Annotated in this window: 27 protein-coding genes and 1 tRNA gene; 15 read left to right on the plus strand and 13 right to left on the minus strand. The window is 66.8% G+C overall.

Translation table 11 applies throughout. The features are described 5' to 3' along the window. Window positions 1–11: 11 nt before the first annotated feature. The 5 genes from GD628_RS04755 to GD628_RS04775 all read right to left on the minus strand — a co-directional run bounded on the left by GD628_RS04755 (window position 12) and on the right by GD628_RS04775 (window position 5,266). A complete protein-coding gene (locus GD628_RS04755; protein WP_152273963.1) occupies window positions 12–242 on the minus strand; it encodes a hypothetical protein in 231 nt (76 codons plus the stop codon). Further along, window positions 239–835, minus strand: a complete 597-nt coding sequence (locus GD628_RS04760; RefSeq protein WP_152273964.1) for a winged helix-turn-helix domain-containing protein — start codon at window positions 833–835, stop codon at window positions 239–241. Before GD628_RS04760 ends, GD628_RS04755 begins: the two co-directional genes overlap by 4 nt. A gap of 99 nt (window positions 836–934) precedes the next feature. Beyond that, window positions 935–1,816 carry an ABC transporter permease gene (locus GD628_RS04765; RefSeq protein ID WP_152273965.1) on the minus strand — a complete coding sequence of 294 codons (882 nt, stop codon included), beginning with the start codon at window positions 1,814–1,816 and terminating at the stop codon, window positions 935–937. After that, entirely contained in the window at window positions 1,813–2,763 is a 951-nt protein-coding gene (locus GD628_RS04770) for an ABC transporter ATP-binding protein (RefSeq protein WP_218054917.1), read from the minus strand. Before GD628_RS04770 ends, GD628_RS04765 begins: the two co-directional genes overlap by 4 nt. Window positions 2,764–2,902: 139 nt before the next feature. Then, the gene (locus GD628_RS04775; RefSeq protein ID WP_176697505.1) at window positions 2,903–5,266 is read right to left on the minus strand and encodes a transglycosylase domain-containing protein; all 2,364 of its coding nucleotides are present in this window, start codon (window positions 5,264–5,266) and stop codon (window positions 2,903–2,905) included. Between the two features lie 301 nt (window positions 5,267–5,567). On the opposite strand from GD628_RS04775, the gene GD628_RS04780 reads away from it, so the two are divergent. Then, complete coding sequence (locus tag GD628_RS04780) at window positions 5,568–6,167, plus strand: hypothetical protein (RefSeq protein ID WP_152273966.1); 600 nt, start codon at window positions 5,568–5,570, stop codon at window positions 6,165–6,167. Next, a complete protein-coding gene (locus GD628_RS04785) occupies window positions 6,164–6,748 on the plus strand; it encodes a hypothetical protein (RefSeq protein WP_141653619.1) in 585 nt (194 codons plus the stop codon). Before GD628_RS04780 ends, GD628_RS04785 begins: the two co-directional genes overlap by 4 nt. Here GD628_RS04785 and GD628_RS04790 read toward each other — a convergent pair. The 3 genes from GD628_RS04790 to GD628_RS04800 all read right to left on the minus strand — a co-directional run bounded on the left by GD628_RS04790 (window position 6,745) and on the right by GD628_RS04800 (window position 7,873). Then, window positions 6,745–7,251, minus strand: coding sequence for a GNAT family N-acetyltransferase (locus GD628_RS04790; protein ID WP_152273967.1), 507 nt, complete (start codon window positions 7,249–7,251; stop codon window positions 6,745–6,747). The genes GD628_RS04785 and GD628_RS04790 overlap by 4 nt on opposite strands. Before the next feature lie 31 nt (window positions 7,252–7,282). Continuing rightward, window positions 7,283–7,657 (minus strand): nuclear transport factor 2 family protein, encoded by a 375-nt coding sequence (locus tag GD628_RS04795; protein ID WP_055242628.1) that lies wholly within the window; start codon window positions 7,655–7,657, stop codon window positions 7,283–7,285. A 143-nt stretch (window positions 7,658–7,800) separates the two neighbouring features. Beyond that, window positions 7,801–7,873: transfer RNA gene (locus tag GD628_RS04800), tRNA-Ala, on the minus strand. 166 nt (window positions 7,874–8,039) lie between these two features. On the opposite strand from GD628_RS04800, the gene GD628_RS04805 reads away from it, so the two are divergent. Then, a complete protein-coding gene (locus GD628_RS04805; RefSeq protein ID WP_091601223.1) occupies window positions 8,040–8,447 on the plus strand; it encodes a four-helix bundle copper-binding protein in 408 nt (135 codons plus the stop codon). On the opposite strand, the gene GD628_RS04810 is transcribed toward GD628_RS04805, so the two are convergent. After that, entirely contained in the window at window positions 8,444–8,971 is a 528-nt protein-coding gene (locus GD628_RS04810) for a mycothiol transferase (RefSeq protein ID WP_152273968.1), read from the minus strand. The two genes, GD628_RS04805 and GD628_RS04810, sit on opposite strands and share 4 nt — an antisense overlap. 162 nt (window positions 8,972–9,133) lie before the next feature. Here GD628_RS04810 and GD628_RS04815 point away from each other — a divergent pair, with 162 nt between their 5' ends. The 9 genes from GD628_RS04815 to GD628_RS04855 all read left to right on the plus strand — a co-directional run bounded on the left by GD628_RS04815 (window position 9,134) and on the right by GD628_RS04855 (window position 19,085). Beyond that, window positions 9,134–9,358 carry a hypothetical protein gene (locus GD628_RS04815; protein WP_091601219.1) on the plus strand — a complete coding sequence of 75 codons (225 nt, stop codon included), beginning with the start codon at window positions 9,134–9,136 and terminating at the stop codon, window positions 9,356–9,358. Window positions 9,359–9,451: 93 nt separating this feature from the next. Then, entirely contained in the window at window positions 9,452–10,378 is a 927-nt protein-coding gene (locus tag GD628_RS04820; protein WP_152273969.1) for a metal ABC transporter substrate-binding protein, read from the plus strand. Next, the gene (locus tag GD628_RS04825) at window positions 10,375–11,139 is read left to right on the plus strand and encodes a metal ABC transporter ATP-binding protein (protein ID WP_091601217.1); all 765 of its coding nucleotides are present in this window, start codon (window positions 10,375–10,377) and stop codon (window positions 11,137–11,139) included. Before GD628_RS04820 ends, GD628_RS04825 begins: the two co-directional genes overlap by 4 nt. Beyond that, on the plus strand, window positions 11,139–11,999 hold the full coding sequence (locus tag GD628_RS04830) for a metal ABC transporter permease (RefSeq protein WP_276529348.1): 861 nt from the start codon (window positions 11,139–11,141) through the stop codon (window positions 11,997–11,999). The genes GD628_RS04825 and GD628_RS04830 overlap by 1 nt, the downstream gene beginning before the upstream one ends. 15 nt (window positions 12,000–12,014) lie before the next feature. Then, window positions 12,015–12,728: an IclR family transcriptional regulator gene (locus tag GD628_RS04835; protein WP_091601215.1), complete on the plus strand. Its 714-nt coding sequence runs from the start codon at window positions 12,015–12,017 to the stop codon at window positions 12,726–12,728. A gap of 164 nt (window positions 12,729–12,892) precedes the next feature. Further along, a complete protein-coding gene (locus tag GD628_RS04840; protein WP_152273970.1) occupies window positions 12,893–14,857 on the plus strand; it encodes a heavy metal translocating P-type ATPase in 1,965 nt (654 codons plus the stop codon). Window positions 14,858–15,078: 221 nt separating this feature from the next. Further along, entirely contained in the window at window positions 15,079–17,979 is a 2,901-nt protein-coding gene (locus tag GD628_RS04845; protein ID WP_152273971.1) for an aminotransferase, read from the plus strand. Between the two features lie 110 nt (window positions 17,980–18,089). Next, entirely contained in the window at window positions 18,090–18,509 is a 420-nt protein-coding gene (locus GD628_RS04850) for a hypothetical protein (RefSeq protein ID WP_152273972.1), read from the plus strand. An 18-nt stretch (window positions 18,510–18,527) separates the two neighbouring features. Then, window positions 18,528–19,085 carry a TOPRIM nucleotidyl transferase/hydrolase domain-containing protein gene (locus tag GD628_RS04855; RefSeq protein WP_152273973.1) on the plus strand — a complete coding sequence of 186 codons (558 nt, stop codon included), beginning with the start codon at window positions 18,528–18,530 and terminating at the stop codon, window positions 19,083–19,085. On the opposite strand, the gene soxR is transcribed toward GD628_RS04855, so the two are convergent. Continuing rightward, window positions 19,082–19,549, minus strand: a complete 468-nt coding sequence (soxR, locus tag GD628_RS04860; protein ID WP_091601203.1) for a redox-sensitive transcriptional activator SoxR — start codon at window positions 19,547–19,549, stop codon at window positions 19,082–19,084. The two genes, GD628_RS04855 and soxR, sit on opposite strands and share 4 nt — an antisense overlap. Window positions 19,550–19,611: 62 nt before the next feature. On the opposite strand from soxR, the gene GD628_RS04865 reads away from it, so the two are divergent. After that, window positions 19,612–20,901, plus strand: a complete 1,290-nt coding sequence (locus GD628_RS04865) for an MFS transporter (RefSeq protein WP_152273974.1) — start codon at window positions 19,612–19,614, stop codon at window positions 20,899–20,901. 66 nt (window positions 20,902–20,967) lie between these two features. Further along, window positions 20,968–21,318 (plus strand): nuclear transport factor 2 family protein, encoded by a 351-nt coding sequence (locus GD628_RS04870; RefSeq protein ID WP_091601199.1) that lies wholly within the window; start codon window positions 20,968–20,970, stop codon window positions 21,316–21,318. Here the strand turns inward: GD628_RS04870 and GD628_RS04875 are convergent. Further along, window positions 21,315–21,674 (minus strand): primase-like DNA-binding domain-containing protein, encoded by a 360-nt coding sequence (locus tag GD628_RS04875; protein ID WP_091601197.1) that lies wholly within the window; start codon window positions 21,672–21,674, stop codon window positions 21,315–21,317. The two genes, GD628_RS04870 and GD628_RS04875, sit on opposite strands and share 4 nt — an antisense overlap. Window positions 21,675–21,942: 268 nt before the next feature. Here GD628_RS04875 and GD628_RS04880 point away from each other — a divergent pair, with 268 nt between their 5' ends. Beyond that, a complete protein-coding gene (locus GD628_RS04880; protein ID WP_091601195.1) occupies window positions 21,943–22,653 on the plus strand; it encodes a TetR/AcrR family transcriptional regulator C-terminal domain-containing protein in 711 nt (236 codons plus the stop codon). A 111-nt stretch (window positions 22,654–22,764) separates the two neighbouring features. On the opposite strand, the gene GD628_RS04885 is transcribed toward GD628_RS04880, so the two are convergent. Next, the gene (locus GD628_RS04885; RefSeq protein ID WP_091601193.1) at window positions 22,765–23,844 is read right to left on the minus strand and encodes an alkene reductase; all 1,080 of its coding nucleotides are present in this window, start codon (window positions 23,842–23,844) and stop codon (window positions 22,765–22,767) included. 224 nt (window positions 23,845–24,068) lie between these two features. After that, a complete protein-coding gene (locus GD628_RS04890) occupies window positions 24,069–24,767 on the minus strand; it encodes an NADPH-dependent F420 reductase (RefSeq protein WP_152273975.1) in 699 nt (232 codons plus the stop codon). Between the last annotated feature and the right edge of the window lie 169 nt (window positions 24,768–24,936).

Here is a 24,936-nt window from a genome sequence, read left to right on the forward strand (position 1 = left end):
CCGGCTGCCGGCTAGGGCCAGAGGGCGGAGTGGGCGCGGGCTTCAAGGTCCCGCCGCTCCTCCACGTGTGCGGCAAGCAGCCCGACGTTCGGCCGCGGCCGCCGGGCGGTACGTTCGCCGAGACTGATCAGGAGCTCGCCGGTGGTGACGAAGAGGCGCCCGACGCCGGTGGGACAAACGGTTGAATGGGTGGCTGGACGCGTGTGCGGAGGCAGGGACGCGTAGGTCATGACAGCATTCATGGCTGGTCTCCGGGTTCGATAAGCGGGAAGTAGTTCAGGTACAGCTCCACTGGCCGGGTGCCGCCGGCGCTGTCGCGGCCGCGGTACGGGGCAAGCAGTTGCTCCAGGTGCTCCGACGCCTGGCGGGAGACCGCCTGCGCCTCTTCCAGCGTTAGGTGCAGCGTGGCCCCCATGAGGATGGAGGTATCCGCCCAGCCGTCCGGGAGCGCGTCACTGTGGTCGATAAAGCTGTTCACCGCACGGGATTGTCCGCCCGTTACGGTCTTCGCGAGCATTCGGGTGGCGTCCCGGGTGGCCGGAGAAGCGGCCATTTCCGAGGTGGTCTGGATTGCCTCGGGAACCCGCTCCCACCAGCGTTCCCGTGCAGTCCCCCGCCCCTCCACCTCACGGACGAAGCCATGCTTCGCCAGCTGGCGCAGGTGGTAGCTGGTGGAACCGCTGGATTCGCCCAGGCGGTCCGCCACGCCGCAGGCAGTCTGCGCGCCGTAGCGGGTGAGGCTCTCCAACAGGGCAATGCGGATGGGGTGCGCCAAGGCCTTGAGGCGGGTCATGTCCAGGACCGTGGCGTCGTACGGGGCTGACTGCTCTTCCATGCCTAGGAGCCTACGCTTGCAAAGAAATCTTTGCAAGCATTTCTTTGCAACTACTTCTTTGCAATCGCAACCGTACCCAGGGGACGGTGAAGAAGAGCGTTAGGCGCGGACCCGGCCGCGGATCCGGATGGCCGCCACGAGGGTGAACACCACTGTCATCGCCACGAGCACGAAGATGACGTAGCCGGTACCCACGTGCCAGTCCCCCACCTGAGCCGTGATGCCGAAGACTCCCTGCAGTTCCTCGATCGCTGCAGGCTGGTCGCCGGTCATGGCGGGCAGTGTTTCGGCGGTCATTTCCTGCCGGACCAGCATGGAGGACTGCAGGAAGGGCAGGGCGCTCACGAACTGGCGCACCCCCTCGGGGAAGTTGCCAACCGGAATGTAGGACCCGGCAATGAAACCCAGGACGGTGCCCACAATCGTGGACAGCGCCGAGTAGGCGCCGGCGGTCCGGATGAAGGACACCGCGAACGCACTCAGCGCGGAGAACGCGAAGCAGGCCAGCGCCAGGTAGCCGCAGATCTTCAGCAGGGACACAAAGGCGATGGTCACACCGCTGACCACGAACAGGTAGGCCAGGCTCACCAGCAGCACCAGCGCGGTCATGACCATGGAGATCAGGACGGCGGAGAGCAGGTAGCCCAGGATCAGCTTCTCCCGCCGGATCGGTGAAACCAGGAAGTCCTGGAAGCGGCCTGACCCGGAGTCCTCGACGAACACCACCATGGCACCCAGCGCCGTCGTAATGGTGGTGATGCCCAGGATGCCGGCGAACATCCAGCTGTCCACGAAGCCGCGGATCTGGTCCTCGGTGGCCTGCGGAAAGGATTCGGCGAGCCCTTCGGTCTGCAGGTTGCCCAGGAACAGGGTGTACAGCAGGAACACCACCAGGGCGGACACGAGCGAGAAGAAGACGCCCAGCCGGTCGCGGAAGAAGAGCCTCAGGTTGCGGGTGGTGATGTCCAGGACCACGTTCACTTGCCAGCTCCTTCGGCTGCCGGGGCAGGGGTCTCGTGGCCGGTGAGGGCCAGGAAAACGTCATCCATGGTGCCGTGGCGGAATTCGAAGTCCTGCACGGCGGCACCGTGCCGGGCCAGGATCTGCCGGGCCGTTTCGGCGGTCTCCACGCCAATGCGTACGACGGCGCCTTCCGCACTTTCTATGGTCCCGCCCAGTTCCCCGGCGGCCGCCATGAGGCCTGCCCGGTCCGCCGTCGTAATGCTGAGGATGCTGGAGCTGTAGGCCGCGCGCAGTTCCGAGGGGGTGCCGTCGGCGATGATCCGGCCGCTGTCCAGAATGCAGACCCTGTCCGCTTCCTCGGTTTCCTCCATGTAGTGCGTGGTGAGGAAGACCGTCAGCCCGTGGCGGTCGCGGAGGTCGTGGATGGTGGACCAGACAATCGCGCGGCTGGCCGGATCAAGTCCGGCGGTTGGCTCGTCCAGGAAGATGATGGGAGGGGCGTGCAGCAGGGCCCTGGCTATGTCCACGCGGCGGCGCTGTCCGCCGGAGTATGTTCCGTAGCGGCGGTCGATGAAGCTGCCCAGCCCAATCAGGTCGGACAGCTCACTGATGCGTGCTTCGTTGGCGGCGCGGTCCGCGGAGTAGAAGCGCGCCCGCACGCGCAGGTTTTCCCGGCCGGTCAGCAGCGGATCGAGGACGGACTCTTGGAAGACGACGCCGATGCGGGACCGGACGCCCTCCCCGCCGGAGCGGACATCGAACCCGCCTACTTCGGCTGATCCGGAGTCGAACGGGATGGAGGTGGTGAGGCAGCTGATGGTGGTGGATTTCCCGGCGCCGTTAGTGCCGAGGAACGCGAAGACGCTTCCGGCTTCGACGTCGAAGGACAGGTTATCCACCGCGGTCTTTGCGCCGTACCTCTTGGTCAGGCCCCGAACCGATATGGCCGGCAGGTTTTTCGTCACTTCATCCTCCAGGAGAGCTCTCCGGCTGATCCCGCCGGCGGCGGGAGCGCAGAAGGCCCCGAGCGGAAACACTATCCGACTCGGGGCCTTGCGCACTGACCTGTGGTTTTTATGGCATTTTGCGGCGAATTCCTCCCGCTTAGCTGCCCGTCTCAGAGGGGCTCGGTTTTGGCACCACGGCGGCCGGAGTTGACGGGGCCGGCTCGGGTTCGGGCTCGGGATCCTCGCTCGGAACAACCGGAGCTGGCGCCGGAGCAGGTGCCGTCGTCGGGCGCGGGACCGGAGTGGCCGACGGCTTGGGGGCCGGCTTCTCCTCCTCTTCCTCGGGCTCTTCGGACTCCGTTGGACTCGGACTGGGAGTGGGGTTCGCCAGGAGGTTGCCCGGCGGGTTGGCGAAGGCCTCACCCGGGTACAGGCTGCCTGCCTGCTGCATGAACCTGGCCCAGGACGGAGCGGCGATAAGCGAACCGTCGACTTCGGGGTAGATGCGGCCGCCGATTTCCAGATCGGACAGGGACCCTGTTCCGGCCTTCCAGTTGCCGATCCAGCTGGCGGTAGCCATGCCTGAGTTGTAGCCGATGAACCACGTCTGTGACCGCGAGTCATTGGTTCCGGTCTTGCCGGCCATGGGCTGGCCGCCGTAATTCAGCAGCGATCCTGAGCCGGACTTCATGACCTCCTGAGTCGCATAGTTCACGCCGCGGGCGGTCTCCTTGGAGATCACCTGTTCGCAGTCGGGTTCCGGCACGTTGTAGGTCTTGCCGTTGGCTGCGGTGACTTCCAGCAGGGCACGGGGCTCGCAGACGTTGCCCTCGGCCGCGAAGCCGGCGAAGGCCTGGGCCATGGCCATCGGCGAGACGTCTTCCACGCCGCCAATCAGGGCTGACGGATTGACGGACAGGGATTCTTCCTCGCCGGAAGCGCTCTTGCCGTTGTGGATGCCCATGGACTCGGCAATCTCCATGATCCGGCACAGATCCAGCTGCTTGGCAGTGGAGAAGGTGATCGTGTTCAGCGACTGGGCGAGCCCGCGCAGCACGGTGGCGTCTCCGTAGTTGGTGTCGCCGTAGTTCTGCGGGGTCCAGCCGTTGGCATCGCCTTCAACGTAGGCGCCGCCGTCGAGGCAGCTTGCTGTCCAGCGGTCACCCTGCGGATAGGTCTTCTTGCGCCCGTCCAGCTGGGTGCCCAGGGACTTGCCCGCGTCCACCCAGGCCGCCACGGTGAACGGCTTGAAGGTTGAACCGGGCTGGAACCCGCCCACACCGTCCAGCGGCTTGTCCGGGTCTCCGTCCTGGAACTGGTCAACGTTGAAGTTCAGCACTGAATCCCCGGGGTTGTCCCCCGGCGTGTATCGGGTGTTCTGCGCCATGGACAGGACGTTGCCTGTGCCCGGCTGCAGGCTGATCATTGAATGCCCAACCTCGGCAGCGGTGGTGTCCGGGTTTGCAGTTTCGTTGACTGCATCCTGGGCGGCCTGCTGAACGGCGGGATCCAGGGTGGTCTTGATGGTCAGGCCGGAACGGTAGAGCACAGACCGGCGCTCAGCCTCAGTCTCACCGAACTCCTCGCTGTTCAGGATCAGGCGCTCCACGTAGGAGCAGAAGTAGGGTGCCTGCTCGGCAGCCACGCAGCCCTGCTTGGTGGGCGTGATGGTGAGGTCCAGGCCCGAGGCCGCAGCGGCGTCGTACTGCGCCTGGTCAATCTTGCCGTTTTCAAGCATCTCGCCGAGCACCAGGTTGCGGCGTTCCAGCGCCCGCTCGGGGAAGGCCTGCGGATCGTAGTAGCCGGGGCCGTTGACCAGGCCGGCCAGCAGGGCGGATTCCTGGATATTCAGGTCCTTGGCATCCTTGTTGAAGAAGTATTTGGACGCCGCCTGGACGCCGTAGGTGTTGCCGGTGAAGGGAACAATGTTGAAGTAGCCCTCAAGGATCTCGTCCTTGCTCATCTCATTTTCAACGGCGATGGCGAGCCGGATTTCCCGAACCTTGTCCGAAATTCCCTTGCTGCCGCTGTAGGTGGCTTCTTCGCCGCGTTCATTGGCTGAGTTGATGAGCACGTTGGTCACGAACTGCTGGGTGATCGTGGAGGCGCCGCGGTTGGTTCCGCTGGAGACGTTGGATGCAATGGCACCGAAGATGCCCTGGACATCCACGCCGCCGTGGTCGTAATAGCGGGAGTCCTCAACGGAAAGCAGTGCATCCACCATGTGCGGGGAGATCTGGTCGAAGGTGACCGGCTGGCGGTTCTCCTCGTAGAGGGTGGCAATCAGCGAGTCGTCGGACGCGACGATGCGGGTTGGCGTGGCCAGCGTGGCACGCTCCAGGTCCGCGGGCAGTCCGTCGAAGAAGGTGATGGAGGCCGACGCCGCTGATCCGGCTCCGGCGGCCATGGGAACGAACAGCCCTGCAGTAAGTACTCCGCAGAGCACACTGACCCCAATAAAGGAGAGCAGGCGTCCGAATGTGGTTGCCGTGGTGAACACGGGAGATTTACGCGCAGCCATGATATGGGAGCATAACGCAGGAACATGGGATTTCTGGTTCTGTTGAGGAGCCGATACGGGGCGGCACCGTTGCATCCGGGCGGCAGATGGGGATAATCCGCGGCGTCCGGACGTGGCAGGACTCACGCCGCGGGGAACTCCGGGCAGGCACCCAACTAATCTGTGCAACCCCATCCCGGCCGCTCCCCGCCGCTGCTAGACTCCTGCACACTTCCTTCTGATGCACGGTGGCTCCAGGCACATCCAGGCACACGGCCGCGGGGCATCGGGAGTCCGGAACCATCCCCGGCTGAGGAGAGTCATGGCCCGGTTACTCCACGAGCTGCGTCGAGCGGGCAGCAGCCTGCGGGCGAACATCGATGCGCGGCGGGGAACCCTTGCACCGCCGCGGGCCAACCACGAAGAAATCCATGCGCGGCTTGAAAGTGCCATGGCCTCAGCCCGCGCCGCCGGACGGACGCTCGAGGAACAGGAACGGATAGCGGGAGAAACAGCCGCCCACTTCGCCTCGGTGGCCGAGGCTTACCGGCTGCGGCGCGAAGCAGTAGAGACCGCGATGCCGGCCAGCCCGTCCCCTGCGGTGCTGACGCTGGCCGGAACGGCGCGGCGCATGCACTCACTGGCAACTGAACGTGGGGAAATGGCCACCGCCCATTTGTCGGAGATACGTTCCCGGCGGGAAAAGGCCCACCAGCTGCTGGCAGACCTGGTCAAGGCGCAGGCGGAACTGCGCCTTGCCGTCACCGTGGAGCAAAGCCGGCTGCGGCTGGATGGACTGGGCGGCCTGTCAGCTGACGTTCCGACCGGTCCCGGCAACCCGTTCGACATAGAGCTGCGCGAAGCCACCCGGCTGGCGCGGGAAGCAGAAGCCCTGGCAGAGCTGAAAGGCGGATGGGCATGAGTGAAGAATCAAGCGTGCGGGTGGGAGTTCCGTATACGCCGCCGCGGTCCTATTCGGAGAAGGCGGTGAGCCGGCTGGTCTTTACGGCGGCCGTGTTCATCATCTTCGGCGGTTTCAACTTCATCGCCGTGGCACTGGCCATCCTCCTGGTGGTTTATCCGCTCTTTATCCTTCGGGAGCGGCTCGTCCTGCGGCCGCGCCGGGAGGAAACGGAGACCGCCGCCCTGAACGACGCCGTCGCTCAGTTCTTCCCTGCCGCGCCGAAGGTGCAGCGCGAGCAGTGGCGAGAACTGATGACCACCAGGAAGGGGAAGACCTTCCGGTTCAGGGACGACGTCGGCGGGGAGATGCGGATGGTGCGCACCGGGCGCTCATCGCTGGGCGGAAACACAGCGATTGCCGGGCAGCCATGCCGCCCGCACAGTGCCAAGCGCACTGAAATTGAAGTAACCGTCCGCCACGGCGACGTGGGCCTGACGGACTTCGACACCATCATGACCGCATCCGGACGGGACCCGAACATTGCCCGGGCCATCGCCGAGGTCCGCCGGGGCTACCGGCACGGACGTGAATCCGCCTAGCGCAGGTTCATGCCCATCACGGTCCGCACCGGGATGGGCCCGTCAAAGTCCTCGTCGACCGGAGCCATACCGAGCTTCTCGGCCACCCGTTTCGACGCCGTGTTCTCCGGGTGGATAAGGGCGACCAGCCGGGGTGCCTGCAGCGTTTCGCGGGCGAAGTCCCGGCAGGCGGCCGCGGCTTCTGTCGCGTAGCCGCGGCCCTGCCGGTCGGCGCGGACGTGGTAACCCACTTCCAGTTCGATGTTTTCGCCGTTGATCTTCTGCCAGGTGAGGCCGCAGTCGCCCAGGAACTCGCCGTCGTGCGTTTCAACGATCCAGAGGCCGTAGCCGTGGCGGGCATAGTTCGCCTCGTTCCAGGCGATCCACTTGGCCGACTCGTCCCGGGTCTTGGGCGCCGGGTAGTACGTCATGACCTCCGGATCGCCCAGAAGGCCAGCCATGAGGTCAAGGTCCTCCGGCGTCATGTCGCGGAAGCGGAGCCTGGCGGTGTCCTGGGGCAGCATTCCTCCAGCTTAAACCGGGCTGCAGGGCTGGCTAGAAGTACCCGTTGTCATTAATGGGCGGGTAGATCTCCTTGGGAATCGGCTGGATGACGTCCCAGTGCTCAACCACCTTGCCGTCTTCAACCCGGAAGATGTCCACGATGGCCCGGCCTTCTTCGCCCGGAACCCGGCGGGAATGAACGTGCAGCGCCACCAGGTCGCCGTCGGCAATTGCGCGCTTCACTTCGTTGCGGCCGTCCGGGTAGTTCTCGCGCAGGTAGGTCACAAAGCGGCGGAATGCCTCGGGGCCGTCTGCGACCCAGGGGTTGTGCTGGATGTAGGTGTCCCCCAGGTACGCCATGGCGCCCTCGACGTCGCGGTTGTTGTATTTCTCGTAGAAATCGAGGACCAGTTCCTTGTTGTTCACGCTCTTCCCTTCATGTGACGCCCATTACATGCTGCGGCCAATATAGGCCGGAGCGCTCCCCTGCCGCCTATTCGGGTGCTTCACATTCGGGCACAAAAAAGTCCCGTCCTCCCCGCTGGGCGGAGAGGACGGGACAGATCCTGTGGAGCTTAGGGGAATCGAACCCCTGACCTTTTCATTGCGAACGAAACGCTCTACCAACTGAGCTAAAGCCCCAAGCCTGAACCGGAGAACCGGCCATGTCAGGCTACGCCGATTCTATGCACCCGCCTAGTCCGGGGGCAAAATGCCGCACGGTCCTTGAGGGCCTTGCCGGCACTTGGCTAGGCTCGCGGCATGCCCGCGCCGGCCCCGGCAAGCCACCGAGAACAAGGAGCACGCGATGAGCCTGATCAAAGACATGCTGACGTCCCACCCGGCAGGGAACTCCACCGTGGACATGGATGCGCTGGCCGCCTGCATCGAGGCGTGCTTCGACTGCGTCCAGACGTGCACTGCCTGCGCGGATGCCTGCCTGGGCGAAGACATGCTCGGGGACATGGTCAGCTGTATCCGCACCGACCTGGACTGCGCGGAGGTCTGCGGAGCCACCGGGAAGGTGCTGGCGAGGGCCGGGAAGAACTACGCCTCCGCCGTCGAGCTTGTCCGTGCCTGTGCGGCGGCCTGCCGGCGGTGTGCCGGGGAATGCGAGCAGCATGCCTCAGCCCACGACCACTGCCGCATCTGCGCCGAAGCCTGCCACCGCTGCGCCGCAGCCTGCGATGCGCTGCTGCTGACCATCGCTTCCTAGCTGGAACCGGAGCTGGAACCGGAGGTGAGCATGCCCCGCACGTAGGCGGCCTGCCCCACATGCTCCAGGCAGTCTGCCAGGGAACTGATTAGCCGCACACCGAGCGTGACGGGCGGATCCCAGGACGTGTCCACCACACGGTCCAGATCCGCGGCGGACAGGCCGGACACGAAAGCCACCGTCCGGGCACTCACGGCGTCGTAGTAGCCCTGCAGGACCTCCGCGGACTGCACCTGCACCTTGGCGACCTGTTCGGACGTGTGCCCATATCCCGTGTCCTCAGCCTCCAGCGGGAGCCCAACCCGGTCAACCCAGCCCTCGGCCGTCCACACCTGCTGGTGTCCTGCGACGTCAGCAACCTGCGCGTCCTCCACCCGGGCCAGGTGCCAGATGAGCCAGGAGATGGAGTTCCCGTCCGGGTACGGCCGGGAGTTCAGCTCCTTCGCGCTCAGCCCGTGCACCACCCGCCGCACGGTAGAGGGAAGCCGGCCGAATGCGTCAACTAACAGCTCGCTCGATTCCATGGATGTTCCTCCGCAGGTTGGAAGTGGTTGCACGCCACTGTGCCAGTTCGGCGCCGCAGACAAAAGGGATGTCCGACGGCGGCGGGTGCGGCCTGGGCGTACCCGGCAAGTATTTACCCGGAACGGGGTGGCAGACGGCCTCCGCGCTTCTACACTGACCGGATGGAGTGGATCGATGAACGTCCCACTTGGCTGCCGCCCCTCCCGCCCCCGCACCGCGGACGGGCCCGGATCGTGGCGGGGGTGCTGCTGGTCAGCGCCGTGATGATCGCGGTGATGGCTACGGCCTTCGTGGGCGGCACCATCTCCATGTACCTGTGGTGGCCGCTGGCCGGCGGACTGCTGCTGCTGGGTTCGGGCCTGCTGAGCCGCCGCCGCCTTCCCTAATGTGTCTGACCAGCCTGCGCTCATCCGCCTGATCTAACAAAGTTCGGCATACCGAACTTGTTTAATCAGTCTGCCGAACTTATGGTTTTCGGCATGAACTCCAACTCCCGCCTCCGCCGGCTGGCAGCGTTGCCGGCCGCCGCGCTCCTGCTCTCGCTCACCGCCTGCTCCGGCACCGCGGCGTCCAATAACAGCAAACCCGTAGTCCTGACCACCTTCACCGTGCTGGCGGACATGGCCGAGAACGTCGCCGGCGACCATCTCCAGGTCGAATCCATCACCAAGGCCGGCGCCGAGATCCACGGCTACGAACCCACCCCGGGAGATATCCGCAAAGCCTCCGGGGCAGACCTCATTCTGGACAACGGCATGAACCTCGAGGCCTGGTTCGAACAGTTCACCGCAGGCCTCGACGTTCCCCGGGTGACGGTAAGCGACGGCATTGACCCGGTGGACATCGCCGAGGACGCCTACCAGGGCCTGCCCAACCCGCACGCCTGGATGTCCCCGCTGAACGCCCAGGTCTATGTGGACAACATGGCGGAGGCCTTCGCCGAGCTCGATCCGGACAACGCGGAAGCCTTCCGCTCCAACGCCGAGGGCTACAAGCAGGAACTGCAGGCCGTCCAGGACGAACTGGTCACCGAACTCGGCACCCTGCCGGAACACCAGCGCGCACTGGTCACCTGCGAAGGGGCATTTTCCTACCTCGCCCGCGACGCAGGTCTTCGCGAGCGCTACATCTGGGCGGTCAACGCCGAGCAGCAGGCCACCCCGCAGCAGATCGCCGCCGCCATCGAATTCGTCCGGGCGAACCGGGTTCCCGCCGTCTTCTGCGAGTCCACCGTCTCCGACGCCCCAATGCAGCAGGTGGTAGGGGCCACCGGCGCCGCGTTCGGCGGTGTCCTGTACGTCGACTCGCTCTCCGAGGAGGACGGCCCGGTGCCCACATACCTCGACCTGATCCGGCACGACACCCGGACCATCATCAGCGCGCTCACCGCGACCGGTGCACAGTGAGCGCCGCACTTGAACTGGACTCCGTGACGGTTAAGTACGACGACGTTACGGCGCTCGACGGCGTCAGCCTCACCGTCCGGCCGGGCCGGGTCTGCGGGCTGGTGGGCATGAATGGGTCCGGCAAGTCCACGCTGTTCAAGTCCCTCATGGGCCTGGTGAAGCCATCCGCCGGAACCGTCAGGCTCAGCGGGATGCCTCCTGCCAAGGCACGCAAGGCCGGCCTGGTCGCCTACGTTCCGCAGAGCGAGGCCGTGGACTGGACCTTTCCACTCAGCATCCGGGACGTGGTGATGACCGGACGCTACGGACATATGGGCCCCACACGCCGGCCGCGCCCCGCCGACCGGACCGCCGTCGCCGATGCCCTGGCACGGGTGGAACTGACCGACCTGGCTGACCGGCAGATCGGCCGCCTGTCCGGCGGACAGAAAAAGCGTGCCTTCGTGGCCCGCGGAATTGCCCAGGGGGCATCGGTGCTGCTGCTCGATGAGCCCTTCGCCGGCGTCGACAAGCGGTCAGAGGCAACCATCACTGCCCTGCTTCGTGAACTCGCGGGGGACGGACGGACCGTCCTCGTCTCCACGCACGACCTGCATGCCCTCCCCCAGCTGGCCGATGAAGCCGTGCTGCTGATGCGCCGGGTCCTGGCGCACGGATCCCCGGACGAGGTCCTCCGGCCGGAACAGCTGGCCCGTGCGTTCGGCCTGAACGTCCTGCCGGACGGCACACCGGCACCCGCACCGGAAGGAGCCACCCCGTGATTGACCTGCTGGCCGAACCCCTGGCCTATGACTTCATGCTCCGCGCCCTGGCCACCGCCGTCGTCGCGTCGGTGGTGTGCGGGGTGCTGTCCTGCTGGCTGGTGCTGATTGGCTGGTCGCTCATGGGCGACGCGGTGTCCCATGCCGTGCTGCCCGGCGTCGTGCTGGCGTACGTGGCCGGTGCGCCGTTCGCGCTGGGCGCGGTGCTGTTCGGATTCCTGGCGGTGGGACTGATCGGCCTGGTGCGCGACACGAGCCGGATCAAGGAGGACGCGGCAATCGGCATCGTCTTCACCACGCTGTTCGCCGCCGGATTGGTGCTGATTTCCGTGACGCCGAGCCAGACGGACCTGAACCACATCATCTTCGGCAACCTGCTGGGCGTGAGCTCCGCGGACCTGGCGCAGGTCGCCGTCCTGGCCGCTCTGACCCTGGCCGTGCTGCTGTTCAAGCGCCGCGACTTCACCCTGTACGCGTTCGACCCAACCCACGCCCACGCCGTCGGGCTTAATCCGCGGCTGCTCGGCGCGGCGCTGCTCGGGTTGCTGGCGCTCACCGCCGTCGTCGCGCTGCAGGCCGTGGGCGTGGTCCTGGTGGTCGCGATGCTGATCATCCCCGGCTCCACGGCCTACCTTTTGACCGACCGGTTCAGCCGCATGCTGCTGATCGCACCGGCGCTGGCGGCGGGCTGCGCGGTGGCCGGCATCTACGCCAGCTACTACCTGGACACCGCCACCGGCCCCATGGTGGTTCTGGCACAGGGCACGGTTTTCGCCCTGGCGTACCTTTTCAGCCCACGTCAGGGAGTGGTTGGCCGTGCGGTCGGTGCCAGGAAGCGGCGCCGTGCGGCAGCCGCCTGAGCCTATGATGGGCGCATGACTTCTGTGTCCACCGGTTCCGGCTCCCAGTCCCAGACCCTGTCCCGCGGGATCCAGGCACTGGAACTCCTCGCCGAATCGGAGACGCCGCTGACCATCGCTGAGCTCTCCGCCGGCCTGGGTGTGCACCGCTCCATCGCCTACCGGATCCTGCGCACGCTGGAGGCGCACTCGCTGGTGATGCGCGACGACGCCGGCCGGGTTTCGGCCGCACCCGGACTCGCAGCGCTGGCCCGGGGAGTGTCCCGTGACCTGCAGTCCGCCGCGCTCCCGGAGCTGACCGTGCTTGCGAATGAGCTGTCCATGACCGCGTTCATCGCGGTGTGGGACCAGCACGACTGCGTCACCCTGGTCACCGTGGAACCCCGGCACAGCCGCACTGCCCTGATCCAGCGTCCGGGCACCCGGCACTCCTTTACCGCGGGGGCACCCGGGATCGCGATCCAGTCTGCCGTGTCCGAGGAGCACTGGAACCGGTTAGCCCCGGGCCAGCCGTACCGCGAAGAGGCCCGGCTGGCCCGGCGCCGCGGCTACGCCACCAGCCACAGCGAGGTGATCGACGGCGTGGGCTCGGTTGCCGTTCCGGTGCAGGTCCCCGGCCAGCTCCCGGCGTCCCTGTCCGTGGTGTACTTCGGCACCGGCAAGGACGACGCCGGAATCGGTGCGCGGCTGATCGAAAGTGTCCAGCAGATCGAGGCGCAGCTGCACTAGGTTTCGCAGGCTTCCGGCACCGTTCGCCTTTCCGCTCCGGTTTGTAACGTTTGCTCCGCTCCGCGGCGGAGCGATCTTCCAAAGCGGAGCGATTCCGCCGCCATCTGGGTTAGGCAAGCATTCACTTGCTGGAAACTGGAGCGGAAGGGGCCTAAAACGAAAGCATGGCCCATCATCATGCGTCTACGAACACGGCAGCCGCGCGCGTAAAAACGGCGGTTCGGAACTATCCGGTTGTCGCGGCAACCGTGGTGGTGCTCATCGTCGTCCTCATCCTGTGGGGAACCGGGGCGTCCGGCCCTGCGCAGTGGATCGCCAGCCTGTACACCCTGGGGATCGTGGGCATCACCGGCTACGGCATGGTGCAGGACATTCGTCGCGGGCATTACGGCCTGGACATCCTTGCGGTCATCGCCATGCTCGCCACCGTCGCGGTGGGTGAATACATCGCGTCCCTGATCATCGTGCTGATGCTCTCCGGCGGCGAGGCGCTGGAGGACTACGCCGCCGGCCGGGCCAAGGGGGAACTCGATGCCCTGCTGGACCGTGCCCCGCAGATCGCGCACCGGCTGCCGTCCGGCGCCGACACGGGCGGGAACCCGGCCTCCGGTAAACCGGCTGCCGAACTGGCCGAGGACATTCCGGCCACCGAGGTGGCGGTGGGCGACATCCTGCTGATCAAGCCCTCCGAAGTGGTGCCCGTCGACGGCGTGCTGCTCTCCCCCGCCGCGGCGTTCGACGAATCTTCCCTGACCGGTGAGGCGATTCCGGTCTCCCGGGCAGCCGGAGACTCGGTGATGAGCGGATCGGTCAACGGCACCCACGCGGTACGCATCCAGGCCACGGCGACGACGGCGGACAGCCAGTACCAGCGCATCGTCGCCCTGGTGCAGGAAGCCTCGGAATCCAAGGCCCCCGTGGTGCGCCTCGCAGACCGCTTCGCAGTTCCCTTCACGATCGTCTCCCTGCTCATCGCCGGCATTGCCTGGGCGGTGTCCGGGGATCCGGTGCGGTTTGCCGAAGTGCTGGTGCTGGCCACCCCGTGCCCGCTGCTGATCGCTGCCCCCGTGGCGTTTATGGGCGGTATGAGCCGCTCCGCCCGGCACGGCATCATCGTCAAGGGCGGCGCGGTGCTGGAGCAGCTCTCCGCCGCGAAGAGCGCCGCGTTCGACAAGACCGGCACCCTCACCTACGGCCGTCCGGAGCTGGTCTCGGTGAACCCGGTCAACGGCTTCACGGGCGACGAGCTGCTGGGACTGGCGGCGTCGGCCGAGCAGTATTCCTCCCATGTGCTCGCAGCCTCCGTGCTGGCTGCCGCCGAGGAGCGCGGCCTTCCGGTCCAGCCTGCGGAGACCGCCCAGGAGGTGGCGACCAACGGCGTCGAAGCATTCATCGGCGGGCGGACCGTGCGCGTTGGCAAACGCCGGTTCATCGAGGAAGTGGACGGTTCAACGCAGGCCGTGGACCTCGCGCCCGGCCAGATGGTGGTGTACCTGAGTGTGGACGGGCGCTTCGCAGGCACGCTGATCCTCAGCGACACGGCCCGGGAAAACGCTGCGGCCACCCTGGAACGGCTGCGTGGGTTGGGCATCCGCGAAACCGTGATGCTCACCGGCGACGGCCAGGCCACCGCCGAGAGCATGGCCCGCGCGGTGGGCATCTCCTCGGTACGGGCCGAGCTGCTGCCGGAGGACAAGGTGAAGGCCGTGGCGGAGCTGCCGCTGCGTCCGGTGATCATGGTGGGCGACGGCGTCAACGACGCGCCCGTGCTGGCAGCCGCCGACGTCGGAATAGCCATGGGCGCCCGCGGATCGACGGCGGCAAGCGAGTCTGCTGACGCCGTGATCGTCGCGGATGACATCTCCAAGGTCGCCACCGCCATGGACATCAGCCAGCGGACCATGAAGGTGGCGCTGGGCAGCATCTGGCTGGGCATCGCGCTGAGCGTGGTACTGATGCTGGTGGCTGCTTTCGGGTACATTCCGGCCGTAGCCGGCGCGCTCACCCAGGAACTCGTGGACCTGGCCACCATTCTCAACGCACTGCGTGCCCTGCACGGCAAGACCCTGTTCCGCCGCGCGGGCACACCCGCCGCCGTGAAGTCGGCTCCGGTTGCGGGGTCCGTGTAACCAGGTTTGCTGCGACCCTCCTTCCCACTCCCTGTGACTGACGGGACGGATGAGGTCACATCAGTCACCCCGCGTCACGGCGCGTGGGAAGCCGGCGGGCAGTCCAGGCCCCGGATGCCGGTTCCCACGTCATAATCCTCGGATTCGTTGAAGGCCTGATCAGCGCGCGAATACGATGGCGGATCATCGCTTGAACACCGTCATGGACCCGGGAACTGAACATGTCTGCACTGATTGCGCCTGAGGGCCTGCCCCGCCCCGCTGTTTCCGCCGACGACGCCGTCCGGCTGGCCGCGGAGGTCTACGGCCTCGAAGTGGCCACGATCAGGGAACTGGGCAGCCAGCAGGACCGGAACTTTCGGCTGACTGCCGCAGACTGGTCCCGGCAGCTCCTGAAGATCAGCAACCCGGCCTTCACACGCACGGAGATCGAAGCGCAGAACGCTGCCATGGAATGCCTGGCCGCCGCCGGATTCGCCACCCCGCTGCCGCAGCTGTCCGTCAACGGCGAACCGGTGGAAACCACTGTGCTGGGCGGGCAGGAGCACTGCCTGCGCCTGCTGAGCTACGTGGAGGGAACCCCCGTCATAGACCGGCCGCACCTGGGACCGGCCCTGCGGTCCGCTCTTGGCGACTGGCTGGGACGGGCCAGCACGGCGCTGGCCGGGCTGGAGCACCCCGGACTGGACCGGTCCCTGCAGTGGGATCTGCGGCACGGCGAGGAGGTTGTCGCTGCACTGGTTCCCTTTGTCCGCGCCGAATGGAAACAGGACCTGCTGCTCCGGACGCTGGAGCGAATCAGCAGCACGCTGGCCCCGCTGAAGGAGCGCCTGCCAGTCCAGGCCGTGCACGGTGACCTCACGGATGACAACATCGTCTGCACTTCCGGCCCGCGCGGCAGCGTGGAGCTGACCGGAATCATCGATTTCAGCGACGCGATGTACAGCTGGCGGGTAGCCGAACTGGCCGTCGGCTGCTCCGCACTCTTCCACCACGATCCGGTCAATCCGCTCACCGTGCTCCCCATGATCCGGGCTTTCCATGCGCGGGCACCACTGTCCGACGCCGAGGTGCGGGCACTGTGGCCGCTGATCGTGCTGCGCGGGGCAGTGCTGGCGGTCAGCGGCGAACACCAGGTCACCATCGACGCCGGCAATGACTACGCCTCCGACGCGCTGGACCGTGAATGGGCCATGTTCGAGGTCCCGGCACGGAGCGACTGGAACGCCGCCGAAGCCTCCATCCGGGCAGCGCTCGGGATGGAGCTGCCATCCCCTCCCGACACGTCAGCCTGGCTGCCGCTGGTGCCCAGCCTGCCGGTCCCGGCTCCGGTGGACTTCAGCTGGGACAGCGAGGAGTTCAGCAACGGTTCCTGGCTGGACGGCGCAGCCGAAGAAGAACGCATCTTCGCCGAAGCCGCGGGCGCGGTGCTAACCCGGTTCGGGGAAGCCCGCCTCACCCGCGCCGCCGTGAACAGTGCCGAGGAACCGGCGAACACAGCCATCGCTGTCGAACTCCGGACCGCAGTGCCGGCGGCGGTGCACACCCCCTTCGCAGGAACCCTCTCCGCCGCACCGGACGGAACCGTCCGGCTCGAAGGCGCGGAGGCCGCCGTCGTGCTTTCCGGTGTTCAGCTGGAGGCGAGTCCCGGACCGGTGGACGCCGGGGCCCGGCTCGGAACAGCGAACCAGCTGACCGTGTGGGTGCAGCTGCCGGGTGCCTATTCCGCCGCAGAAACACCGCCCCGGTTTGTGAAGACGTCTGAGTTCCCCGGCTACGCTGCGGGTTTCCTGGATCCCTCACCCCTGTTTGGCCTCCCACCGGCCCCACCTGCAGGGGACGAAGCCCTGCTGGAGCGCCGGACGAATGCCTATGACGCCCTGCAGTCGCACTACTATGAGGCCCCGCCGCGGATCGAGCGCGGCTGGAAGGAACACCTGGTCAGCACCTCCGGGCGGCATTACCTGGACATGGTGAACAATGTGACGTCGCTGGGGCACGGGCACCCGGTGGTCGCGGAGACCGCCGCACGGCAATGGCGGCGGCTGAACACGAACTCGCGGTTCCACTACGCCTCCGTGGCCGAACTGTCCGAACGGCTGCTGGCCAAGGTTCCAGACTCTTTCGATACCGTGCTGCTGGTCAACAGCGGCTCCGAGGCCGTGGAACTGGCGCTGCGGCTGGCCAAGGCGTTCACCGGCCGGGAAGACGTTTTGTGCGTGCACGAGTCCTATCACGGCTGGTCGCTGGGAGCCGATGCGGTTTCCACCTCTGTCTCGGACAACCCGCAGGCGCTTGAAACCCGGCCGGACTGGGTCCACATTGCCGACGCTCCGAACGCCTACCGCGGCCGGCACCGCGGTGAGGGTGCGGGCATTGCCTACGCCGCCGACGTCGTGCGCCAGCTGCAGCGCCTGCACGACGCCGGCACTCCGGTGGGCACGTTCATCGCCGAGCCGCGCAACGGCAACGCGGGAGCAATCGGCACGCCGCCGGGTTACCTGGAGCAGGTGTACGCCGCGGTCCGCGGGCAGGGCGGGGTGAATATCTGCGACGAGGTGCAGATGGGTTACGGACGTCTCGGCAGGCACTTCTGGGGCTTCGAGGAACACGGCGTGGTGCCGGACATCATCACCATGGCCAAAGCGATGGGCAACGGGCACCCCCTCGGTGCGGTGATCACCCGGAAGGAAATTGCTGCGGCGCTGGCCGGCGAGGGCTCCTTCTTCTCCTCCGGCGGCGGCAGCACACTCAGCAGCCGGATCGGCGTCACCGTGCTGGACGTGATCGAGAAGGAGCAGCTGCAGGAAAACGCCGACGCCGTGGGGCAGCTGCTGTCCCAGGGGTTCCGGGAACTGATGGACCGGCATGCGCTGATCGGTGCGGTGCACGGCATGGGCCTGTACCAGGGGGTGGAGTTTGTCCGGGACCGGCAAACACTGGAACCGGCTCCGGAGGAGACCCGGGCCATCTGCGAGCGCATGCTGGGGCTGGGCGTGATCGTGCTGCCTACGGGCGACCGGCAGAACATCCTCAAGGTCAAGCCGCCGCTGTGCTTTACGGAGGAGAGTGCTCGGTTCTTCCTGGCCATGCTGGACCGGGTGCTGGCCGAGGGCTGGTAAGCCCGCACCGTCCGCAAAAATGCGTACTGTACGCTGTCGATTCATCAGGTCACCGTGGACCAGCCGCCGTTTTCGCCTTGCAGCTGGACTGCCAGAATCCGGGAGGCACCATGCGCTTGAAATTCCTCGCCGCCGCAAGCGCCGCGGCCCTGCTGCTGAGCGGCTGTTCCCAGGCCACCGCGACGGAGGAGGTCCTTACAGTTGAGGACGGCCTGCCCGTCCACCCGGCCCCGGAGACCGGTCTGGGTGCCATGGAGGGGTTTTCCTCCACCGGTGTGACAGCCACCTTCACCGCCGAAGGACCGACGGTCGCCGCGTATCTGGCCTGCGGCTCCGAGGAGGAACCCCAGGGTGAACTGCGGCTGCAGGTGACCGGTCAGGAAGCCCGCACGGTGCCCTGCGGGACCACTGAGAGCCCCACCCGCACCCTCTTCGACAACTTCCCGCGGGGTGCCGCGTTTGATGTCACCGTCGAGTCCGTGGATAATCCGCTGTCCTTTGCGCTCGTCCTCACCGATGCCTCCCGCTAGGGCAGCCATACTGGAGGCATGCACTCGACGACGGTACTGGTCGAAGGCGAGAGCGACCGGCTGGCACTCCAGGTGCTGGCCGCCCGCTCCGGGCTCGACCTTGCGGCGGGAAACGTCGCTGTGGTGCCGATGGGCGGTGTCACCAACGTCGCCCGGTTCCTGTCCCGGTACGGGCCCGACGGCGCCGGCCACCGGCTGCTCGGACTCTGCGACGAAGCGGAGGCCTGGTACGTCCGGCGGGCATTGGACCGTGCGGGCATAGGATCCGGGGACCTCCCCGGGCGGGGATTCCAGGTCTGCCGGTTGGATCTGGAAGACGAACTGATCCGGGCGCTCGGCCCCGGCGTCGTCGTGGACATCATTGCGGCAGAGGGCGAGCTGGGGTCCTTCCGGCTCCTGCAGCGCCAGCCTTCGCTCCGCGAACTGGCCCTGGATGAGCAGCTGCACCGCTTCCTGGCCGGCCGCTCCGGCAATAAGATCCGCTACGCACCGCTGCTGGTGGGCGCCCTGGACCCAGCGAACGTTCCGGAGCCGCTGGCCCGGCTGGTGGCGGCGTTCCCGAGGCCGGCCTCCTAGGCCTCCGGGCTCTTCCGGCGGCCCGACCAGCGGGCACCCGAGCCCTCCTCCGCCGCCTGGTCCTGCGGGTTGAGGATGCCGCAGGCAGTCATCGAGAGACAGCCGCAGCCGATGCAGTCCTCCAGGGACATCCGGAGGCCCTCCAGCTCCGCGATCCGCTGGTCGATCCGCTCTTTCCACGGCTGGCTCAACCGTGCCCATTCTTTGGGGGACGGCGCCCGGTCGATCGGCAGCTCCGCCATGGCGGCCTGGATTTCCGCGATGGTGAGACCGATTTTCTGCGCGGCGGCAATGAATGCCAGGCGGCGAAGGACCGTGCGGTGGTAGACCCGGCGCCCGGCCACCCGCCGAGGGCTGTTTACCAGTCCGCGTTCTTCGTAATAGCGGATGGCGCTGACCGCAAGGCCGGAACGTGCCGACACCACGGAGATGGGCAGCAGGGCTTCGGGTTTGGGCTGGGTCACAGGAACAGGCTACGCGGGTTCAACTTGCGCTCAAGTGAACTTGAGCACATACGGTCACCGTCATGTCCCGTACCCTCTCCCTCTCCTACCTGGAGGCGCTGAAGAACAAGCGCCTGGCCGCCTTCCTCTCCGGAGACCTCGTGTCCCGGATCGGTGACGGCATGACTCTCGTAGCGCTGCCTGTCCTCGTTCTGGGTCTGCCGTCTGAACTGCCGGCGGCGGTCAGGCTGTCCCTCGTGTACGCAGTGCCGCTCGCCGCGCCGCTGATCGTCAGCCTGTTCTTCGGACTGGGAACGAAGCGTTTCGATCCGGCGGTCACTGTTGCTGCCGACTCCGCCCTGCGCATCCTTTTCTACGGTCTGGTTGCGGGGCTGGCGCTGGGCGGAACACTGACGTTCGGCTGGCTGCTGGCACTGCTCAGCGCCGGGTCCGTGCTTCGCTCGCTGGGGGCGGGTGCCCGCCGTCTTTTCGCCCTGGGTCTCGCCGGTCCGCAGGGATCCTACGCTGTCAACGGGATGATCGGCCTGTCCCTGGGCGCTGGAATGTTCGTCTTTGGCCCCGCCTGCGGCGGCCTGCTCCTCCTCTCGGGATCGGCGGCCCCGGCGCTGCTCGCAAACGCCGGCACCTATGTCGCTTTGCTCGCCGCGGTGCTGGTCGTCAGGCATTCGAGCGCGCAACCCGGCCCCCGTCCGGCGGACCCGCCGGCAGCCGTCTCAGGCTGGTCGATCCTCCGAAGCAAACCCAGGATCCTGCGGCTCTTTGCCGTGCTTTTCCTGTACGACCTGTTCTACGCGCCGGTCGAGATTGCGATGCCCCTGCTGATGCTCCATGACCTGGACCAGCCGTCAACGGCGCTCGGAACAATCTGGGCCTGCTACGGTTTCGGCGCTCTCGCGGGCGCCGTCGCGGTCAACTATCTTCGCCGTTTCCCGCCGGCACCCGTACTGGTGGCGGTCATTGCCGGGTGGGCGCTATGCGTAGCAGCGCTGGGCCTAGCCGGCACCGGCGCTGCGGCGTTCGCCGCCTTTGCCGCCGCGGGATTCGTGTACGCCCCGTTCAATCCCCTGGTCTTTGTGGTCCTGCAGGGCCAGTTGGCAGACCATGAACAGCAGCCCGTCTTCACGCTCTGGACCGCGGGCCTAACCGCCGCCCTCCCTCTCGGCCTGGCGCTTGGAGGACCGCTGGTCAGCATGGTCGGCTCCAGGCAATCCCTGTTCCTCTCAGCTGCAGTCTCGCTGGGCCTGGCGCTGGCCGCGCTGGCGATACTGCGGAACGAACTGTGGCCGGCGTCCTCCCGTCCCCGAAGCCGCAGGAAGCGCTCGGCTGTTCCTGCAGCGGGCAAAAACGGCTAGCGTAGCCAGCATTCGGTACCCGGTTTCGGATAATCCGGTACCCCGGATGCGAAGGAAGGTCCGGTCATGAGCACGCAGCAGGAACTGGTTACCAAGTACCTGGATGGCTTCCGCCGCAGTGACCACCCGGCGATCCTCGCCTGCCTGACGGACGACGTCGTGTGGCGCATTCACGGGTCACGTACCGCCCGCGGCAAGGCGGAGTTCGACGCCGAGATCGGCGAGCCGGGCTTCGAGGGCTCCCCGGACCTCAGCATGGAGCGCATGGTCACCGAGGGCAACACCACTGCCATCATCGGCGCCGGGCACGGGGTGCACCGAACCATCGGCCCGGTCTACTTCAACTACTGCGATGTCATCACGTTCCGGGACGGCCTCATCAGCGAGATCGACTCCTACATCGTGCCCGTCGCCTAGGCGCCAATGGGGAAAGTCTGCGCCTCAGATGGTGCTGGCATCAAGCGCGTATCCGAAGCCAGCACACTGTTGCGGCCCGGCCCCTTGTCCGTCTCCAGGATGTATTGGATCGGGATGGGCCCGGTTGCTATCACGCCGGTGAACACGCTTTCCCGGCGGCGAATTCCAGAGCCGATCCCGTCTGCCCGGACCAGGCGGGAGAAGATGGGGGCGGCAACAGCCGTGCCGCCGCTGCGTTCACACCAAATGCTGTACATGCCGTAAAGGTCTGCGACGGGAAGTACATCGCTGTCGTCCAAGTCCCGGACGGTGCATTCGGCGAGGAACTGGCGAACCTGCTGCGTAGTGGTATCCATGATGCTCAGCTCTGAAGAATTTTGCGGTGATGATTGGAGGGTCCGGGAACCACGTGGTGGTCCGGATGCCGCCGCTGTCCTGGGGCGGACTGGTGCGGACTTGGAGTGCGCGGGCGGAGCGGGTTGCGGGTGAGGCAGCACAGTAGCTGGGGACTGGAAGCCATGATCGGTTCTACACCGTAGACGCTAGCTGTAGACTGCCCGGTAAGCAACCTTACGGACAGAGTTCTGACGAGCGATTTCCCTACGAAGGAACGGAAACAGACCCATGGCGCCGCCGCCGCGAAGGCCACCCGAACCCGACTCCGCCAAGCCGAGGCTGAACCGGGACCTGGTGCTCACCACGGCCCTGCGGCTGGTGGACACTGGTGGGCTGGAAGCGCTGAGCATGCGCCGCCTGGGCCAGGAACTGCAGTGTGATCCCATGGCCCTGTACCGCTACGCAGCCAGCCGCGCGGAACTGCTGGACGGCGTCACCGAACTGGTGCTGGACGAACTTGTGATTGATGCGGATACTTCGGACTGGCAGGAGCAGCTGCGCCGGACAGCTCATGCCGTCCGGCGGCTGGCGCTCCAGCACCCTAACGCCGTGCCGCTGCTGGTCACCCGGCCGCTGTCCACTCCGCTGGGGATGAGGCCGCTGGGAATGCTGCGCCCGCTGGAGCTGATCCTTACCCTGTTGATCCGAACCGGGTTCACGCCGCCGGATGCACTGCACGTCTACCGTGCGTACTACGGATTCCTGTACGGGCACATCCTCAATGAGCTGCAGGAAACCGTGGTGAATCCGGAGGAAGAGGAACCCCTGCTCCGGCTGGCGCTTTACCGCCTTCCACCGCGGGAATTCCCCCGGCTGCGGGAGCTGGCACCGGTCCTGGCAGAGTACGACGGCGCGGCGGAGCTGGACGCGGGGCTGGATATCCTGCTCTCGGGGCTGGCACAGAAACTCAAGATAGATCCGGCCGACCACAGCCGCTAATCCCCCGGCCCTCCCCGAGGAGAAAAACCGTTGCATCGAGAGGCCAGTCACGGTTCGTTTGGGACCTCAAATGAGCCGTAACTGGCCTCTCGGCGGTTGGGAACGGGCTGGCTAGGAGACCGGAGCCAGCTCCGGGTAATCGGTGTAACCGGCGGCGCCGTCCGTGTAGAACGTGGCGTAGTCCGGCGCGTTCAGCTCGGCACCTTCCTGCCAGCGGCGTGCCAGGTCAGGATTGGCGAGCGCGGGACGGCCGACGACGACGGCGTCCGCCAGGTCCTCGTCCAGCAGGGCGAGCGCGGACTCGCGCGTGGTTTCCACGCCGAAACCCGTGTTCAGCAGGACGGGCCCGGCGAAGCGGCGGCGCAGTTCCTGGACCAGGTCATCGGACGGGTCCTTGTGCAGGATGCTCAGGTAGGCGGGCTTCAGCGGCGCGATGCCGTCCACCAGGGCCGTGTAGGTAGCAAGGACGTCTTCGCGGTCGGTTTCCAGCACGTCCTGGATGTTGTGTTCCGGCGAGATGCGGATGCCGGTGTGCTCGGCACCGACGGCCTCGACGACGGCGTGGAAGGCCTCGAGGACAAAGCGGGCCCGGTTTTCCGGGGAGCCGCCGTAGGAGTCGGTGCGGGTGTTGGAGACCGGCGAGAGGAATTCCTGCAGCAGGTAACCGTTGGCACCGTGCAGCTCAACGCCGTCGAACCCTGCCTTCATGGCGTTCGCCGCGGCGGACGCGAATTCCTGGGCGACGCCGGGCAGTTCAGCCTCGGTCAGCGCGTGCGGCACCGGGTAGGGCTGCTTGCCGTCATAGGTGTGCGCTTCGCCGGAGAGTGCGATGGCGCTGGGAGCCACGGGCTGGCGGCCGCCGTTGACGTTTTCATGGGCCACCCGGCCGGAGTGCATCAGCTGGGCGACGATCCGGCCGCCGGCTTCATGCACGGCGTCGGTGACGCGCTTCCAGCCGGCAACGTGTTCGTCGGTGACCAGGCCGGGCATGCGGGTGTTGCCCTGTCCGGTGAAGGAGGGATAGATGCCTTCGCTGACAATCAGGCCCAGGGAGGCGCGCTGGCGGTAGTAGTCCACCATGATGTCGGTGGGGACGCCGTTCAAGTCGGCGCGCATGCGGGTCAGCGGTGCCATCACCAGCCGGTTGGGCAGTTCCATGGCGCCGACGGACAGCGGGGTAAACAGGTTCACTGGGGCAGGTACTTTCTCTCGACCGCATCAGGGCAGGGATTGTCCCGACGTTCGTACACCCAGCGACAACCCAATGCCCCGGGGCGGATATTCCGGCAGCCGCCAAGATCACATCCCGCTAGCTCCGCCCGGCTGGCGCCATTGGCACTCCGTACCTCACCGAGCCGGAGCTGATCGGTGCCCGTTCCCGGCTGCTGGAGCTGGCCGAGCCGGCCTGACCGGGGCTACCCGCGGACCCTTTCCTGCGGCGCCCGCTCCAGGTTGCGGATGAGCTGACCGCGGGTTTGCCCGTCGATGGAGTTGTTCCACGCCGGGGATCCGGGTGCGGAGCGCCAGGATTCGTTCAGCGGGCTGTTGTCCACGGTGTCGAAACCCAGCTGGTCGTAGAGGCGGGTTACCAGTTCGACGGCGTCCGGGTAGTTACTGGAAACGCTGAGCGCCTTGCGGTCCGGCGCACCGGCGGGACGGGCCAGGCGGAACAGGCCCGGCAGGTTATCGCTCGGAACCCGGATCGGGGAACGGGCGTGGTGCTGGATGTGGGAGAAGGTTTTGGCGATCTTCGAGGCGGGCAGCTGTTCCTGGCGAAGCTCGTGGACAGTCCTGAGTCCGGAATCGATCTCCGGATAGTTGCCGTCCCGCCAGATCATGTAATTGTTGGTGTCCAGCACGATCTTCCCGGCGAGTTCCGCGGCCGGCAGCTGATCATCCGGCCGGTATGGGAAGGCCAGGACCACGAAGTCCCCGGCGGCGGCGGCCTCGGCTGCCCAGGCGGAGCGTGCACCGCGGCCCAGGGAACGAACAAGTCCCTGCAGCGCCTGGGGGTTCTGCGAATTCGCGATGACGATGTCATAGCCGGCGGCGAGGGCAGCGCGGGCGATGGTACTGCCGGCCTGCCCGGCGCCGAGAATGCCGATGGTTGTCATAACTGGTCTCTCCTGGCTCAGTCCTGTGGTCTGGGCACAACGCTAGGACCGGGTGCCGCCGGCAGCCAGACTCCCCTTGAACCCGGGGACCGGCAGGACCCCTCTGGACTGCCAGGCGGTTACTTCCCGCTGAAGACCGGAAACCTTCCGGACGTGCCGTAATCCCGAA

This window comes from Arthrobacter koreensis (assembly GCF_009193255.1).
Taxonomy (GTDB): domain Bacteria; phylum Actinomycetota; class Actinomycetes; order Actinomycetales; family Micrococcaceae; genus Arthrobacter_B; species Arthrobacter_B koreensis.